This is a genomic window from Cellvibrio zantedeschiae, assembly GCF_014652535.1.
GTDB lineage: Bacteria > Pseudomonadota > Gammaproteobacteria > Pseudomonadales > Cellvibrionaceae > Cellvibrio > Cellvibrio zantedeschiae.
On sequence record NZ_BMYZ01000001.1, the window covers coordinates 122,901 to 139,190 of the forward strand.

Below are 16,290 nucleotides of genomic sequence, written 5' to 3' on the forward strand. Positions count from 1 at the left end.
TCATTTTGCCAGTGAGAGAATAAGGGAAAGTCAGGGGCAGGTTAGTAGCCTTGGCTAGGGGCAACTCAATTGAATCCAGGCGTTAAATGTCTATCTCGTATTCAATAGACCGCTCATATGATTTTTCTCGTTGCGGCAGGTGCTCAATGGCAAGCGAAGAATAATTGTCTCTGCTCATTAATTTAGCGAGAGTGATCATTCTTTGTTCTTCGGAAATGGCTTGGCCTGAGTCATACGCTCCTGCTAACTCATCCACCTCTGATCTATTTACATAGAGGTGAGATTCTTCTTTATGGCGGCTAAGCGCAACGTAAGTGTTTGCACGATCCATCCCGCCGCTGTACAAAGTAAAAGTGTTCCCATCTATAGTGGTGCCCTGCGAGCTATAGACTGTGAGGGCATAGGCTAGGCAGAGGTTTGTACCGAGTGTATCGCTGTACTCTGATGCAAGGAAGGTTAGATTTCTTTGATCATCGGTTGTCACAGTTAACCTTGCATCATTTTCAACCTGTTGGATTTCTTTGATTGTTCCCAATGTACCGTTCGATACTTGTAACCGCTGGTATTCATTCCGAGTGAACTTTACCCTGTCGCCTATCGAAAATTTATACTCAAATTTCTTATCTGCGATGCTACAAGTGAGAGGGATATTTTCCTGACCAACTACACCTTCCTTAATAAGAATAGTTCGAATGATTTCGGAAAGCTCTTTTACGTTTTCCCATCTTTGTGCCATGACTAGAGTTTTCTTATCAGGGTTAGCCTTATGGTACTGGTGCCAGTCGGCGATCAATTGCTGCTTGGTGTCACCGCTGGTTTCACCCAAGTGCAAACATTTATGTCTTTTGAGTTCGCCGAGAGCGGCAATAGATTTTCCATCTCGAAAATTTGCCACGGTTGTTCTGGCCCATTCTTTGTTTTGTCTGCGGATATTTTGAATACGTTGCGTGCCAACGATTTCAGGGCGGGAAAGATAACGAAGCGCGCCTCCTCTTTTTATGCTATCGAGCTGCTTGTCTTCCCCTGTGAGAATAACTTTGCATTGATTCTTTTTTGCGGCATGTAGTAGTTGCTGCAAATCTGTGCTGGGCAATTGCCCTGCCTCATCAACAATAAGGACATCTATATTTTTCAGTGGGTTTTTTCCATCGTCGATGGACCCAATAATAGAAGCGACCGTTCTAGATTTTATACCGGTCTCTTCAGCTAAATTGTCTGCTGCTCGCTTTGCGATACAAGCACCCTCGACCTTTAATCCTTGCTGTTCAAATGCAGTCTTTACAGGTAGTAGCGTTGTGGTTTTTCCTGAACCGGCACTACCTTGAGTTACTACAAAGTCGCCGCCATTCAGCATTGCAAAAATGGCCTCGCGTTGTTCATCGTCGAATTTGAATGAATTTTTCTGCGCTTTTTGGCTGCATCGGATGGCTTGCTCCGAGTAATCAATAGCTTCGATAATTTCTTTTTCAAAGATTTGCTTCGAATTTTGACTGGCAAGCTCTTTTGCTGTTTGAATCATTGATCTTTCCGTGTCTATAACCTCTTGAGTTGTGTAATAGCGACTGAAAGGTTCATCTGGTGCGAGTTCAATGATGTTGCATCCACACAGAATCTGTTTTGCAATTTGTTCTGCTTCCCGAGCATTTTTATTGGATGCAACGGCTGCTATGGCAACTTTTTGATAAACTTCTTGCTCGGTGAAAACAGCTTTGGTTTCAGTGATCTCAGTTAGTATCAAGTCTGCATCTATTTCTTTGGTTGTTCTCACTCTATTAGCCAGCTTAATCTGTGAGATGGTTTCTTCGTCTAACCCTCTCTCTGCCAGCGCCTCTTTCCATTGCCCCGCAAGTACTAAGTGATCAACAGAATGTTTTTGCTTGCGAGTCAGCAGCTTGATTTTCTGCCCGCTTTTACTTGCACTTGATTTAATACCTGACTCATAAAGCGCTTTATTAATATCTTGAGCACGTTTTGAGTATTCGTTGCAAATATCACTGTCAATCGCCGCGATTCTAAAAGATTCACCATCTAGCTCTACGGCAAAACCAAGCTGCTGTATTTGATAAGCAAGTTCAGCGCGATAAATAGCGCCGCTTGCTTTTTGCCATTGATAGAGTTTTCGGGAGTCGATACTGCCCCAGCTTAAATCGTGTCTTGGTGCAACGTTACATATCAGCGCATGCGTATGAATTTGAGGTTGTTGCTCCCGATTAGTTGAATGCTGGAAAGTGGCGACTACTAAGCCTGCTGTTCGTTCGTACTGTTCACCCGATTTCCCTCTGCGAGTTATTGCAGCTTTTCGTTCCAAAAATTCTATGCCTTTACAGACCGCGCTTTCTTGAGCGGCCAATATTTTCTGTTTCAGATTTTGGTCGCCTGCTGCGGCTAGGAGGCTCAGGGACTTTGGGCAGCTATAAGTACAATCCCAAGCATTGCGGCGTTTGTCTTTCCCTGCGTTTTGAACCAGTGCCTCCCCTAGTGGTGAAAAACCGCGCATCAAGTTCTGATACTCTTGGCTCGCTACGATTTTGTTGCATAACCCGAGCTGCCGCGCGCCCACGCCCCGCCAAACTCCGGGTGGTTCTCCAGAACCGAGATAGTAATCTTCTTTTGCGAGGTTGGCGTAGTAGTCAATGTTGTTAACGGGGCTAATGGTCAGCATTGTATTCCCCTCTTATTCAGACGATTTGTTTGTGGCGATTTTGTATTTTCCTTCGGAGCAATTGCCTCGATCCATTTTGCAGGGCAGTGCCTTTTAGCTACTGAATTTGCTTTATATATTGGCCAAACTAATTTGTAAGTTGCTTGCCAGCCAGGAACAAATAAGTAGCCTTCAACTCCCTTGTTGCTTGCAGGTTTCAGTTGCGTCAATTCAAAGTCCTCTACCAACTGCTCTCTGGTGCGTACCCATGTTGCATTAGCGTCAGATGAGTTGGGTCGCTCAACAATTCTTTCACCAAATATTCTAGAAATGTACTTGGCTTCATCGCCACCGGAGCCGATCCGTAAAGATATTATGTTTGATAATAAATTTAATATTGTATCCGTATCGTTCGCCCCATAAATTTCTCGAATTTGAGATATTGACTGCGTGCAAATCACAGACCTGGCTCCACGACTACGAGCAAGTTCAAGCCATTTTTTTATCATGGGATTTCGGGGTAGATTCGCAAACTCGTCAATGAATAACCAAGTTTTGCGCTCAATATTTTCTTCTAGCGCAAGAAAGTTTCGCGTGATAAGTGACACTATTGCATTGCACAGCGGTGCTCCAATAGAGTCAAAGCGTGGATCTGACTGTATGATGATGACTTTCTTTGGGTCGTTTCCTGAAACCCATTTTTTTACACTGAAACCGCCTTTGACAGGACGAGGCCACGCAATAGCCAGATCCTCAATCCAACTCAGCTCTCCTGTCAAGTTCACGTAAAAGCCCTGCGTTGTCACCGATTCTTTTTTTATGAAAGATGCCGCGATTGGGTGGTGAATATTTAGTAGCTCCAACATTTGATCTTGAGGAGTGCTCAACATGTTGCTCAACGCTTTCCAGCCCCACGGCTTTTTGTAACTCAGCAGTACCAATATCATTCCAACAAAGAGCATCCTTGCACCTGTAAACCATATAGCATCTTTTCCGCCCCTATCAGGAATTAGGCACAAAGCTAGCAGTTCGGCTTGATGCTTTGTGCCAACATCTAAAAATATATTCCAGCAGGCACTACGCTCATCCCAGGCGGCAATTAAATGGGTAGTATCAGAATTATAAAAGCTAGAAGTGTATTCGCCTTTCTCATCATAAATAATTGCGTAGTCGCCACGACTTATAGCTTGGCTAACTAACGGCTTAAATACCGTCGATTTACCGCCACCAGTCGCACCAACTATGCCGAAACTGGCTTGTTCACGTTGCGTGCATAAGCTGATTTTAGGGTGAATATAAATCCCCTTTTTGGAACTCAAATTTGCTTTTAAATCTCGTTGATGTGAAGCCCTTGCATGTCGTTCTGCTCTATTTCCCTCTAACAATAGCGGGCCTTTGATATGAATTACTCTCTCCCGTCCGCCCTCCACCCAAAGGAGTTGGCGAACGAACAAAAATGACGTTACAAATGAGAAAATAATTGGCAATGTAAGGTGCAAAATAAATTCAGTTCTTAGATTGGCCACTCCTAGGTTATTCCAATAGATCAGCCATTTTTGGAATTCGACAAATGGAATGTACTTGCCAAAAATTGTGAGTATAAAAGGGTAGTGCTTTTTAAATGATCCCCAGTCTGAGTGATCAAACCAGCCCCAAGTGGTATTCCAGAGTATTATTGATTGCGCTAAGAAAAAAATAGCGAATAGCACAACCATTTGTGGCCATAGTTGATATCGTTTGTTATGTGGTGGATTCATCTGTGGAGCCCTCATTCATTCTGGTTTTATATTTTTTTATTGCCAGCAAACGTTCGCCGTCATCGAGTCCCGCAACTGCGGTGAGAATCTCAAATATTTTTTTCGTAAGCCGTTGCTCCAACCCTGCAAGCAATGAAGAAATTTCTCGTTGATTGAGGTGCTCACGCCATGCCGCTCTGAGAACGTCGGCTTTGCCCATGCCCCTCTCTTCGGCTTCTGCCGCAATTAAATTAAAATCGTAGCTGGTAAGCCGGAGATTTATATTTTGATTCAGTAAATCGTTGTTTTGATGTTTCATATAGATTTTCAACCTGTGTAAACATTGTGAACACCTTGTTGCTCCTGACTTTGGTGCTTAATTTTTCTTGTAACCGTTACGACCATGTAAACAGTGATAACTCATTTGTCTCAAGCACTCTGCCTGGTTACGGGCACTGCTCTGCTAGCATCACGGGTGCGTTAGGGTCTGAGTCCTCTCATGGAGTACTGGTATATGTCCTTCTCTCGATAAAGCTTTCTAGCTCATCAAGCGCATAAAAAACTTTCCGCCCAATTTTTATGAATGGCAGGTCATACCGACCGGTTGTTGCCCAAGCGGCCAGTGTTTGCGGTTTAACTGATAAGTACTCCGCAGCTTGGTCACGGGGGAGTAGGTTTCTTTGTCGAATCATGTGTAAGTCACTCTTAGTGGAAGTGGCTTAATGTTATTTTTCTACTAAAATTTTGGCTCACGACTTTTCTGAAATTAGGTGAACAGGGGAAGGAAATGAAGCGAGGTACAAGGTTAAAGCGTGCAGTTCGGCGGGCTTTGTGTTCGGTCGGTAGGGGGTGCAGTGATGAGCTTGTTAATCTTGTGTTTAATTTGTCATCTTTGTTGTTTAGTGAGCATGCATTAAAACATACGGGGTTCGGCAGAAGGTCTGCCGGAGAGCTGTTCAATGAGGCAGTTGAAGGGCGATATAGGGAAATCTGCGAACTGTTTAAAAATCTCGTTGCTGAGAATAGTGCTGAGTTTCAAGTGCTGGAGATGAATGATGCAATCAGGTCTCCTGATTCAGTGCTGCAAACTGCTGAGCTGTTAGTTGCGCAATCTGATTACTTGAGTTGGTATAGTAAGAATGGATATACGACAGCTGAGGAATTGAATCAGAGTGACCAATGCAGCAAAGCTGAGGTCGCTAGCAAAGATTTGCAATTAATTCGTTATGTTTTAATGGCGCTGGCAAGAGCAATTGATTCATCACCGGAGAAGGTGTGTAAGTTTTGTTTTCGCATTATTACTCAAAGATTGTCATGCAGAAAACATCTCTCCACTCAATCATCAGTGGTTTTGGGCCAGTCAGGTAATGTTGAAAGAAATAGAGCAAAGAAAATATTGGATGTAATGGACCCTACAGCAGTTCGGCTTTTGGATAGGTTCCGGGCACAAAGAATAATACTTGGGGATAATGTGTTGGTCTTAAGTTCGGAAGAGACGGAAAGGAACCCTGTATCCATATTACGCAATGGCGCGCCCATAGCGCCAGATGTTTACAGGCTAATCAAGTTAGCTAAGACTGAGAATTGGGACGATTTTAAACCAAAGGTTTTGTCATTCATAAAGCAAAATAGTCCTCACGTTTTTAAAGTCATAAGGCCTGAAGTTTATGAAAAATGCTATAGCTTTAATGATTTTGTCGGTGCCGTATACAGCAAAGGATGCCTAGACAACACTATGGAGGCATCACTTGATCCATATTGGTTTTTCAGAACAGTAGTTATTGCTGAGCTTTGGTATATCGGTGAAATATTGGTGCCACAGGTGGACGGAAGGTTTAAAGATAACTCTGAGAGAGATGAGAGGATCTTAGACTATGTATATAGACAGCGGCTCACCTATCGAGAGATCTCCGCTAGGGAGGGCATTAGCATAGGCTCAATTTCTAAGATTGTTAAACGGGGTGCTAAATAATACAGAGCTTTTTTGCTCTACAGTTTAAACGCTTGTAGCACAGATGTAGCACAGGAAAAATACGATTAGCACTCACTAACCGTAAATCCCTTGCTGTATATGGTGGGCCCAACTGGACTTGAACCAGTGACCTGCCGATTATGAGTCGGATGCTCTAACCAACTGAGCTATAGGCCCTAAAGAGGTGTGCAAGCTTGCTTGCGAGTCGCGCATTATAGGGGGTCGGTTTGGATGTGGCTATAGTCTTTGTGCGATGCGGTAGAAAGTTTGTAACTTATTGATTGCGCTAAAAAACAAAACCCGCACTTGGCGGGTTTTGTTTTGTTCGTTTGATGATCAGTTAATTACTATTAATCATCAAGGCATTACTAGTCATCTAAAAAGCTGCGCAAATGATCAGAGCGCGATGGGTGGCGCAATTTGCGCAACGCCTTGGCTTCGATCTGACGGATACGCTCGCGCGTTACGTCGAATTGTTTACCCACTTCTTCCAAGGTGTGGTCGGTGTTCATGTCGATACCGAAACGCATACGCAATACTTTTGCTTCGCGGGCGGTGAGGCCTGCTAAAACTTCGCGTGTTGCTTCCATTAAGCCTTCCATTGTGGCTGATTCAACCGGAGACACGATTGTCGTATCTTCAATAAAGTCGCCCAAATGTGAATCTTCATCGTCACCGATTGGGGTTTCCATGGAGATAGGTTCTTTGGCGATTTTCAGCACTTTACGAACTTTATCTTCTGGCATGTCCATGCGTTCGCCGAGTTCTTCCGGCGTTGGCTCACGACCCATTTCTTGCAGCATTTGACGCGATACACGGTTGAGTTTGTTGATGGTCTCAATCATGTGCACCGGAATACGGATAGTGCGCGCCTGGTCTGCGATAGAACGAGTGATTGCCTGACGAATCCACCATGTAGCGTAAGTTGAGAACTTATAGCCGCGACGGTATTCGAATTTATCCACCGCTTTCATCAAACCGATGTTGCCTTCCTGAATCAAATCGAGGAATTGCAAACCGCGGTTGGTGTATTTTTTTGCGATAGAAATAACGAGACGCAAGTTGGCCTCAACCATTTCTTTTTTGGCACGGCGTGCACGCGCTTCACCAATCGACATGCGACGGTTGATATCTTTAATGCTCGCCAAACTCAAACCGGTTTCGGTTTCGATATGTGCGAGTGCTTGCTGGCCTGCGATAACATCTGGCAATACGGCTTGTAATTTGTCCGCATTTTCAGTTTTGGCTTTAATTAAATCTGGCAGCCATTCTTCGTTAATTTCATTGCCGGGGAATTCTTTGATAAAAGTTTTGCGTTGCATTTGCGCTTTGCGCGTGCACAAATCCATTACCAAACGTTCGGCTTTACGCACGCTCTCAAGTGTTTCGCGCGCTTTGGAGTAAATAGGTTCGAACTGACGTGCAGGCAGTTTGAAGAATTTGAACAGGTCGCCCAATTCAGATAATTCTTTTTCTGCTTGCTTGCTACCGTAACCGTATTTGGCCAAGGTTTTAGTCACTTTGTCTTGTTGCTTTTGCAGGGCTTCAAAACGAACTTTGGCTTCTTCTGGATCTACACCAGAAACAGCTTCTTCTTCATCTTCAGTTGCACCGCCTTCGTCGTCGTCATCATCGCCAGCGGGTTTTGCGCCAGCGACAGGAGCAACTTCAATTTCGGCGTCTTCATCAATCAGGGTTGCAGGAATTTCTTCTACTGGATCTAACCAGCCGATGATAACGTCAGCAAGGCGACGTTCTTCTTTAGCAACCAACGCATATTCATTGAGTACGGTTTGCACTGCACCGGGCCAGTAGGCAACGGCGTGCATCAGCTCGCGCACACCTTCTTCAATGCGCTTGGCAATAACGATTTCGCCTTCGCGAGTTAGCAATTCCACAGTGCCCATTTCGCGCATGTACATACGCACTGGGTCGGTGGTGCGGCCAGCTTCGGTTTCTACGGCGGCGAGGGCAGCGGCAGCTTCGGCAGCGGCAATTTCATCGGCGGCAGAGTCGCCGTCGGTCATTAATAAGGTATCGGCATCGGGTGCGGTTTCGTATACGCGAATCCCCATGTCGTTAATCATCTGGATGATGTCTTCAACCTGATCCGGATCAGAAATATCTTCCGGTAAGTGGTCGTTAACTTCAGCGTACGTGAGGTAGCCCTGCTCTTTACCGCGGGCTATCAGCTCTTTAATACGAGACTGTTTTTCTTGAGCGTCATCAGACATTAAGTGACCCTGTAAAACGTGAGTGAGAAATGCAAAGCGCGGGATTATAGCGCAAATGCGCGCGCGGATTCTAGCAAAGCTAGCCGCAAATGCCCTATGCGACCCATGATGGGGATGAATTCGGCAATTTAAATGTGCGAAATCAATCTTGCGGGGTTTTATTTGCCAGTGCGGCGCGCACCAATTGTTCCCGTTCGGCTTTGCTGAGCTGAGTAAAGTCGGTGTTTTTGAGTTTTTCCAAGGAGTCGGCGGATTTTTTTTGATTTTGCTGACGGTGCAGGGCTTCCAGGCAGCCCTTGAAGGCAGCTTCATTATCGTAATTGGCTTTTGCGGCTTTGTCCTCACGGGTGATAGCCAAGGCGCTAGCAGCTTGGAGTAGGTCGCTGCCAGCAATTTTTGCCAGGCGTTCGGTCTCTTCCTCGCCGTAAATTCCACGCCAGTAGCCAATCAAATGCGAGAAATTGTAATGGGGACGCTCGTGTAAGACTTTAAGCAAGCGGCCCAGGGTTTGAATATCGGGGTCGCTATTGTCGAGCCAGCCTACGTAGTCAGCTTCCAATGCAGCCAAACTTGGTGAGGAGGCTAATAGCGCAACCGCTTTTCGCGCTGGCGTTATTAGCATGCGGTTGCTTGCGCTATTCCAGGGCGACGCAGATTCTGCAACTGCCGAGCGTGAATGATGGCCGCTGTAAAACTCATCGTAATTGGGCGGTGGCGCTTCAGTGTCGTACTCATTATGGTAGTAGCTCGCCCAGCCCGGGTCTTCCTGCTGTTGCGGAGCTTGCGACTGGCCTGACGGCGGTTGGATTGCCTGTTGAATGTGAACCTGTTTGGGCGCGGTTTTTATCGGCTCTCTTACAACAGGTTTGGCCGGCTCTTTTATTGGCTCGGGTTTGGGCTCAGGATTTTTCGCGGCTTCAAGGACTAAATCCTGCAAAATATTGCGGCTCAAACCGGTTCGTGTCGCAAGGTTTTCAAACATAAGCTCGCGGAAAACGCTTTTGGGTAACTTATCGAGCATGGGCGCGGCGCGCTTACTAAAAGTCGCTCGGCCTTCCATGGTGCGAATATTCAAGCCTTCGGCAACTGCGTCAAACAGGAAGTCCTCCAGCGGAACGGCCAGCTCAATCATGCGCTCGAATTTCTCTGGGCCAATTTGGCGAACGAGAGTATCCGGGTCTTCGCCTTCCGGTAAAAACAGGAATTTTACGGTTCGGCCATCCGCCATAGTGGTGAGAGATGCTTCCAGTGCGCGATGGGCGGCGCTGCGGCCAGCTTTGTCGCCATCGAAACAAAACACGACTTCGTTGGTGTATTTAAAGGCTTTGTCCAAATGGTCTTCACCGCAGGCTGTGCCGAGTGTCGCAACACCGTAGCGAATACCAAATTGCGCCAGGCTCACCACATCCATATAGCCTTCAACGACCAGCAGGCGCGGTAAATCCCGATAGGCTTGGCGTGCCTCGTAAAGCCCGTAAAGTTCCTGGCCTTTGTGGAAGACGGGTGTTTCGGGTGAATTGAGGTATTTGGGTTTGTCATCTCCCAGAACGCGGCCACCGAAACCAATCACGCGCCCGCGAATATCGCGAATGGGGAACATAATGCGGTGGCGAAAACGGTCGTAGAGTTTTTTGTCGTTTTCGTGATGAATCAGCATGCCGCCTTCAATCAGCAAGTGCTTGTCTTCATCATTATTAGCGAGGTTTTTGAGCAGATTATCCCAGCCGGGTGGGGCGAAACCCACACCGTAGTCTTTGGCGGTTTTGCCATCCAGTCCACGGCCCTTAAGGTAGTTTACCGCCATGTGCTTGCTGGGGTGATGGCGCAGTTGCTGTTGGTAAAATTCGTCAGCTTTTTCCAGCAGGCTGTAAATACTTTTGCGCTCTTGCTCGCGCTTGGCTTGCGCTTCGGTTTGCACTTCGCGCGGAACGGTTAGCCCTGCCACGCGAGCGAGGGATTCGATGGCTTCGGGAAAGCTCAAGCGCTCGTAATCCATCACAAAACCCAGCGCATTACCGCTCGCGCCGCAGCCAAAGCAGTAGTAAAACTGTTTGTCCGGGCTTACGGTGAAAGAGGGGGTTTTCTCATCATGAAAGGGGCAGCAGGCGCTGTAATTCTTGCCGGTCTTTTTCAGCTTTACACGGCTATCCACCGTATCAACAATATCGATACGGTCGAGCAAATCGTCGATAAAGCTTTGCGGAATCATGCCGGACATAGGGTTTGCAATCAGTAGGGCGGATGCGGCCGTAAATTGGCCTGCTAGTATCCTGTGTTGTGGGTGAAGTTTCTAGTAAGCATGCTTATATTTTGATTTGCGCCTATTATCTTTCCACCAATAAAAACATCTGGGAAATTCAATAATGAAAAGCATTAAGGTTGGCGTTTGGGTTTGCTTGATTGTGTCCTTTGCACAGGCCGCGTGGGCAGAGGATCAAACACAGTGGGCGCCTGACAAGCGCGATATTACTTATGCTGGCGTTGAGGCGACGGATAACCCGCGCAAGCTGGACGTATATCTTCCTGCAAAAGCCAAGAAACCTTTTCCTTTGTTGGTGTGGTATCACGGTGGTGGTTTGACCTCCGGGACCAAAAACTATGTTAATGATCAACGCATTGCCAGCTACTGGCGCTCCAAAGGTGTGGCAGTGGTGAATGTCGATTACCGCCTGTCGCCACAGGTGAAATTTCCGGCGTATATCGAAGATGCCGCGCAAGCAACAGCTTGGGCATTTCGCAATGCAGCCAAGCTGGGCGCTGATCCCAAGCGAATTTATGTAGGCGGGCATTCTGCAGGTGCTTATTTGGCCACCATGCAGGCAATGGATGAGCGCTATTTACGTGCGCAAGGTGTAGAGCTAACTTCTTTAGCGGGTTTTATTTCGTTAAGCGGCCAAATGACAACGCATTTTAATGTACGCAAAGAGCGCGGTTTGAGTGATTTACCGCTGGTGGTGGATGACGCCGCACCCTCGCACTACATACGTAAGAATATTCCGCGATTGTTACTCTTGATTGGCGACCACGATTGGCCGGCGCGTTTGGAAGAAAACCAATTGATGTATGCACAATTCGTGCAGCTGGCGAAAACCGATAAGGCGAGTTTTAAAGTGATTGCAGATCGCGACCACAACGCGATTTATGACCGTATTCCCCAGCCGCAGGATGAAACCTATAAGGTGATTTCGGAGTTTATCGGAGTGGATTAAGGCTTGGTTAAAGCCTTAATCCATAAGTTTTTAATGCGTAAGATTTGCCGCGAGGAAATCTTCAATAACGGAGAAATGTTTTAGTGGTTCGGTATGGCCGCCTTCAATGGCAGTGTGTTGTACCTTATGACTAAATCCGGCTTTTTCCAGGCGTTGCACCATTTGCTCGGACATTTCCATCGATGGCCACATTTCATCTTTAGTGGCGGATAACAGCAAAATCGGGCCGTGGATATTTTCTACTTTGATTGCCGCATCGGCCATGACCTGGTTGTTTTCCATCATTTTTTCAAACGCGGTGCGCAAATCACGTTTGATCAGGGCGGGCGTTGCGCTCCATGGAACGGGCACGAAAGTCAGCTCCTGGCCATGGTAGCTGAAAGAAGATGTATTCATCCCCAGGGTTAATGCGGGGAAAATAGCGCTACCCGGCACTATGGCAATCACTGCAGTATATTCGGGGTAATAACTGGCCAATGTTAGTGCCAGCTCAGCACCCTTTGATCCTCCCATAATAATGATTTGTTTGCCGTTTATATGGGGATCTTTTGTTGCATCCATGACTGCCTTATGCACACCTTCAAGGGCTATGCGGTCCAACTGGCGGGGCGTGTTTTTGTCACCAAAGTAACCTAGGGCGAGGAATGCATATCCTTGGGCGATAAATTTATCGCGCTGTGGTTTCCAATGCTCGCTTGCCCAAGGGTTACCGCCCTCGGAGCCGCCTAAGCCGACGATCAAGGGTTGGTTATTTCCCTCCCCCAAAAAGAGTTTGCTTGTTACTTGTCCATGGCGCTCCGGGAGTGCCGGTTTGCTTGAGAACATTAGCGAGCAGGCCGCTATTGCGCTTATCAAACACATGGCTACTGCAACTTGCAGGCAAAGTTTAAGTGTGCGTTTCATTGTTCGTCCTTCCCTGTATTTTTTCTTCCCATTCGTTTGTCGAGTTCACGTTTCTCCCAGCCTTTGCCAAAAAAAGCCCGAGTGTCAAACAGCTTTAAGGCGCAGTAAGCGAGCCAGGAACCCCACGCCAGTGCAAGTCCGAGCCCGTTGCGCATACTGCCGCCATTGAGGTATCCGGCAAGGCAAATCAGCGGGACTATAAGGAGATAAGCCGCCAGTTGCAGGACAAACTCGCGGATATCACGGATGTTCTTTAGCTCGCGCTTTTCCTCTTCGCTTAACTTGGTTTCGTCCACAATTTCGGGAACGCCAAGATCGGCTATATCAGTTTCAAAAACTGCTGCAAGGCATTTCAGGGTTTCGGTGGTGGCAGGTTGGCCTTTTTCCAGCCGTTGGATCGTGCGTTGGCTTAGCCCGCTAAACTCGGCGACTTGTGCTTGGGTCCAGCCGCGTTGAAGACGTTTTTCTTTTAGTGACATGTTTCGGCATCCGTTGATTAGATGGCCTTACCTTAGCAAAACGGCGACATAAGCGACACGACACGGGGCGACTTGGGGGTGACAGGAGGGTTTAGCGGGGTTTAATTAGGTATAGCGGTAGAAATTTATCAATATTCAGGCAGCAAAAAACCGCAAGTCGCTAGGCAGCTTGCGGCCTTAAGTTCTCATAAAGAGCAAGGCATCATTTTAGATGATCGACTAATTGCAGCTCGCTGCAATCGACCAGTCAAAAATTAATACAAACGGGTAAACTTTTTAGATTCGCGTTGAACCTTTTTAGCGTGGCGCTTAACAGCTGCAGCAGCGTCACGTTTACGAATAGTGGTTGGCTTCTCGTAGCATTCGCGAGCGCGAACGTCAGCCAAAATACCTGCTTTTTCACAAGCGCGTTTAAAACGACGTAAAGCTACGTCAAATGGTTCGTTTTCTTTAAGTTTTACTGAAGGCATGTTCTGACCTGTTCTGTTTTCGAAAAATGATGTCTTGAGGATAGGTTCGTGGAAGCTATCCAAGGGGTGCGGATTCTATACGCTTATGTATAGCCCTGCAACCACTTCGCCCTTGCCGCAGGCCAAACTTCTGTTTTTGTCGCTCTATCTCCTTTATTATGGCGACCCTGATTTACAGATAGAGCAATTGATCTTCCATGCGTATTCTCGGCCTTGAAACCTCCTGCGACGAAACTGGTATTGCTGTGTATGACAGCGAGCGCGGCCTGCTTGCCCATGCGCTTTACAGCCAAATCGCGCTCCATGCGGAGTATGGCGGCGTAGTGCCGGAGCTGGCTTCGCGCGATCATGTGCGCAAAATCCTGCCTTTAATCAATCAGGTAATGGAAGAAAGCGGTTCAAGTGCAGCGGATATCGACGGTATAGCCTACACATCAGGCCCCGGTTTAATCGGCGCCTTGATGGTGGGTGCATCTATGGGGCGCTCGCTCGCCTATGCCTGGAACGTGCCCGCGATTGGTGTGCACCATATGGAGGGCCATTTGCTCGCGCCCATGTTGGAGGCAAATCCCCCCGAATTTCCCTTTGTTGCCTTGCTAGTTTCCGGTGGTCATACGCAATTAGTAAAAGTAGATGCTATAGGCGTTTACGAGTTGCTCGGTGAATCTTTGGATGATGCGGCTGGCGAAGCTTTTGATAAGGCTGCCAAGATGCTCGATCTGGATTACCCGGGCGGTCCGCAAATCGCCAAACTTGCGGATTCCGGTGTTGAAGGTCGCTTCGTATTTCCTCGCCCCATGGTGGATCGCCCCGGTTTGGATTTTAGTTTTAGCGGCTTGAAAACTTTTACGCTCACCACAGTTGCAGCACACAAACAAGAAAACGGTTTGCCCGATGACCAAACCTGCGCCGATATTGCCTGCGCATTTCAAACTGCCGTGGTGGAAACTCTCGTTATAAAGTGCAAGCGCGCACTTGAACAAACGGGTTTAAAAACACTGGTGATTGCGGGTGGTGTATCTGCCAATAAAAAATTGCGTAAAGATTTAGAAATTGCACTCGCAAAAATAAATGCAAAAGTGTTTTACGCTCGCCACGAATTCTGCACAGACAATGGCGCCATGATTGCTTACGCGGGTTGTCAGCGTTTGTTAGCAGGGCAGAATGAAACGCTTGCGGTTAATGTAAAAGCGCGCTGGCCGCTCGATAGTTTGCATCCGCTTTAATAGCTTTTTTGCTTTTAATTTCAATTGGCGAATATTTTTATGGATATTGTGTACATACACGATTTGCGCATAGATACCATAATTGGTGTTTACGATTGGGAGCGTCAAATCAAGCAAACGCTGAGTTTTAATCTGGAGATGGCAACCGACATTCGCCAAGCGGCTGCGACAGATGATTTACAATACACGATTAATTATAAGGCCGTATCTGATCGTTTGATTGAATTTGTAGAAACAACGCAACCACAATTGTTGGAAACCCTCGCGGAAAATATCGCGAACATTATTATCAGTGAATTTCATGTGCCTTGGTTGCGTTTGCAAGTCAGCAAGGCGGGCGCTGTGCGCGCCGCGCGCGATGTGGGTTTGATCATTGAGCGTGGTAAAAAATACGGGTTGCCTGAATGACGCACGTTTTTTTAGGCTTAGGTAGTAATCTTGAACGTGAAAAAAATATTCGTGCAGGTCTAGCTGCACTGGAATCACTTTTCGGTGAGCTAGTCCTTTCCAAGGTATATGAAAGCGAATCCGTAGGATTTAAAGGCAGCCATTTTTACAATATGGTTGTATCGCTAAAAACGGATCTCAGTATTGCGTGTCTATCAGAAGCCTTAAAAAAAATCGAAGATGATCATGGTCGTGTGCGCACAGGTCCAAAATATAGCCCACGTACATTGGATATAGATATTTTAACCTACGGCGATTTTGTGGGTGTAGAAGCGGGTATTGAATTGCCTCGTGCAGAAATAACGCAAAATGCGTTTGTGTTACTTCCTCTCTCTGAAATTGCTCCGCAGAAATTGCATCCCCAGCTAAAAAAATCTTACGCTGATTTGTGGCAAGCTTATGACCAGGGCTGCCAAGCCTTGTGGCCGATTAGTTTGCCCAGCTAATTATTTTGTTACAAAAGAAAATCCTTCCGGGTATATATGATACCCATCAAAATCCCCTTTGCTAAGCGGAACTCCGTGGCTGCGCGCTATGGCATAAACCATGGAAAGATGAAAATAAAAGTTGGGTAGAGCATATGCATGAAGGAATTTCTCTCGCGGTAAGGCTACTTCAGTAAAGCCAGCCCGCTCGCGCAAAACTTCATCGTTCGGGCGATTGAATTCTTCTGCAGAAATGGTTTTCAGATAATCAATCGTATCTCTTATGCCTTGCGTTAATCCCTCAAAGCTGGATGTGTTTTGCATAAAAGAAACTACGGCTCGCCCCGCTAGCGGACAACACGCGCGCAAAGCAAAATTCGTAGACGTTGCTATTTGGCTATTCAGCGGCAGCATATCTGCTATTAAACAAGCATTTAAAATGTCAGGATTATGATTGCTGAAGCGCGAAATTTTATCGACTAGATTAAGTAAGCGTTCCAAATAGTAAATGAAATTTTCGCTTGGATTATTATTCGTATCCATTGCTG

The 16,290-nt window shown here is 46.7% G+C and carries 15 protein-coding genes and 1 tRNA gene; 5 read left to right on the plus strand and 11 right to left on the minus strand.

Annotation, left to right across the window (positions count from 1 at the left end; all coding sequences use genetic code 11):
* Positions 1-82 precede the first annotated feature (82 nt).
* From mobF to IE104_RS19165, 4 genes are all read right to left on the minus strand, one after another.
* A complete protein-coding gene (gene mobF / locus IE104_RS00575) occupies positions 83-2,662 on the minus strand; it encodes a MobF family relaxase (RefSeq protein ID WP_189415059.1) in 2,580 nt (859 codons plus the stop codon).
* Positions 2,656-4,398 carry a type IV secretion system DNA-binding domain-containing protein gene (locus tag IE104_RS00580; RefSeq protein WP_189415061.1) on the minus strand — a complete coding sequence of 581 codons (1,743 nt, stop codon included), beginning with the start codon at positions 4,396-4,398 and terminating at the stop codon, positions 2,656-2,658. The genes mobF and IE104_RS00580 overlap by 7 nt, the downstream gene beginning before the upstream one ends.
* Entirely contained in the window at positions 4,382-4,696 is a 315-nt protein-coding gene (locus IE104_RS00585; RefSeq protein WP_189415063.1) for a hypothetical protein, read from the minus strand. Before IE104_RS00585 ends, IE104_RS00580 begins: the two co-directional genes overlap by 17 nt.
* Before the next feature lie 178 nt (positions 4,697-4,874).
* The gene (locus IE104_RS19165; RefSeq protein ID WP_189415065.1) at positions 4,875-5,069 is read right to left on the minus strand and encodes a helix-turn-helix domain-containing protein; all 195 of its coding nucleotides are present in this window, start codon (positions 5,067-5,069) and stop codon (positions 4,875-4,877) included.
* A gap of 95 nt (positions 5,070-5,164) precedes the next feature.
* On the opposite strand from IE104_RS19165, the gene IE104_RS00595 reads away from it, so the two are divergent.
* Positions 5,165-6,349 carry a winged helix-turn-helix domain-containing protein gene (locus IE104_RS00595; protein WP_189415067.1) on the plus strand — a complete coding sequence of 395 codons (1,185 nt, stop codon included), beginning with the start codon at positions 5,165-5,167 and terminating at the stop codon, positions 6,347-6,349.
* Between the two features lie 100 nt (positions 6,350-6,449).
* Here IE104_RS00595 and IE104_RS00600 read toward each other — a convergent pair.
* The 3 genes from IE104_RS00600 to dnaG all read right to left on the minus strand — a co-directional run bounded on the left by IE104_RS00600 (position 6,450) and on the right by dnaG (position 10,801).
* Positions 6,450-6,526, minus strand: a tRNA-Ile gene (locus tag IE104_RS00600).
* Positions 6,527-6,717: 191 nt separating this feature from the next.
* Positions 6,718-8,583 (minus strand): RNA polymerase sigma factor RpoD, encoded by a 1,866-nt coding sequence (gene rpoD / locus IE104_RS00605; RefSeq protein WP_189415069.1) that lies wholly within the window; start codon positions 8,581-8,583, stop codon positions 6,718-6,720.
* A 142-nt stretch (positions 8,584-8,725) separates the two neighbouring features.
* Positions 8,726-10,801, minus strand: coding sequence for a DNA primase (dnaG, locus tag IE104_RS00610; RefSeq protein WP_189415071.1), 2,076 nt, complete (start codon positions 10,799-10,801; stop codon positions 8,726-8,728).
* 145 nt (positions 10,802-10,946) lie between these two features.
* Between dnaG and IE104_RS00615 the strand changes: the two genes are divergently transcribed.
* Positions 10,947-11,792, plus strand: coding sequence for an alpha/beta hydrolase (locus IE104_RS00615; RefSeq protein ID WP_189415072.1), 846 nt, complete (start codon positions 10,947-10,949; stop codon positions 11,790-11,792).
* Positions 11,793-11,822: 30 nt separating this feature from the next.
* Here the strand turns inward: IE104_RS00615 and IE104_RS00620 are convergent, their stop codons facing one another.
* The 3 genes from IE104_RS00620 to rpsU form a co-directional block, all read right to left on the minus strand.
* A complete protein-coding gene (locus IE104_RS00620; protein WP_189415074.1) occupies positions 11,823-12,695 on the minus strand; it encodes an acyl-CoA thioester hydrolase/BAAT C-terminal domain-containing protein in 873 nt (290 codons plus the stop codon).
* Positions 12,692-13,174 carry a helix-turn-helix domain-containing protein gene (locus IE104_RS00625; RefSeq protein WP_189415077.1) on the minus strand — a complete coding sequence of 161 codons (483 nt, stop codon included), beginning with the start codon at positions 13,172-13,174 and terminating at the stop codon, positions 12,692-12,694. The genes IE104_RS00620 and IE104_RS00625 overlap by 4 nt, the downstream gene beginning before the upstream one ends.
* A 254-nt stretch (positions 13,175-13,428) precedes the next feature.
* Positions 13,429-13,644, minus strand: a complete 216-nt coding sequence (gene rpsU / locus IE104_RS00630; RefSeq protein WP_133685095.1) for a 30S ribosomal protein S21 — start codon at positions 13,642-13,644, stop codon at positions 13,429-13,431.
* A gap of 197 nt (positions 13,645-13,841) precedes the next feature.
* Here rpsU and tsaD point away from each other — a divergent pair, with 197 nt between their 5' ends.
* Genes tsaD through folK form a run of 3 tightly spaced genes read left to right on the plus strand, consistent with a single transcriptional unit; the run spans position 13,842 to position 15,763 of the window.
* Positions 13,842-14,870, plus strand: coding sequence for a tRNA (adenosine(37)-N6)-threonylcarbamoyltransferase complex transferase subunit TsaD (gene tsaD, locus IE104_RS00635; protein ID WP_189415079.1), 1,029 nt, complete (start codon positions 13,842-13,844; stop codon positions 14,868-14,870).
* A gap of 39 nt (positions 14,871-14,909) precedes the next feature.
* Entirely contained in the window at positions 14,910-15,278 is a 369-nt protein-coding gene (gene folB, locus IE104_RS00640) for a dihydroneopterin aldolase (RefSeq protein WP_189415081.1), read from the plus strand.
* A complete protein-coding gene (folK, locus tag IE104_RS00645) occupies positions 15,275-15,763 on the plus strand; it encodes a 2-amino-4-hydroxy-6-hydroxymethyldihydropteridine diphosphokinase (protein WP_189415083.1) in 489 nt (162 codons plus the stop codon). The genes folB and folK overlap by 4 nt, the downstream gene beginning before the upstream one ends.
* Here folK and IE104_RS00650 read toward each other — a convergent pair whose 3' ends face one another.
* Positions 15,764-16,285, minus strand: a complete 522-nt coding sequence (locus IE104_RS00650; RefSeq protein WP_189415085.1) for a DUF1993 domain-containing protein — start codon at positions 16,283-16,285, stop codon at positions 15,764-15,766.
* Positions 16,286-16,290 lie beyond the last annotated feature (5 nt).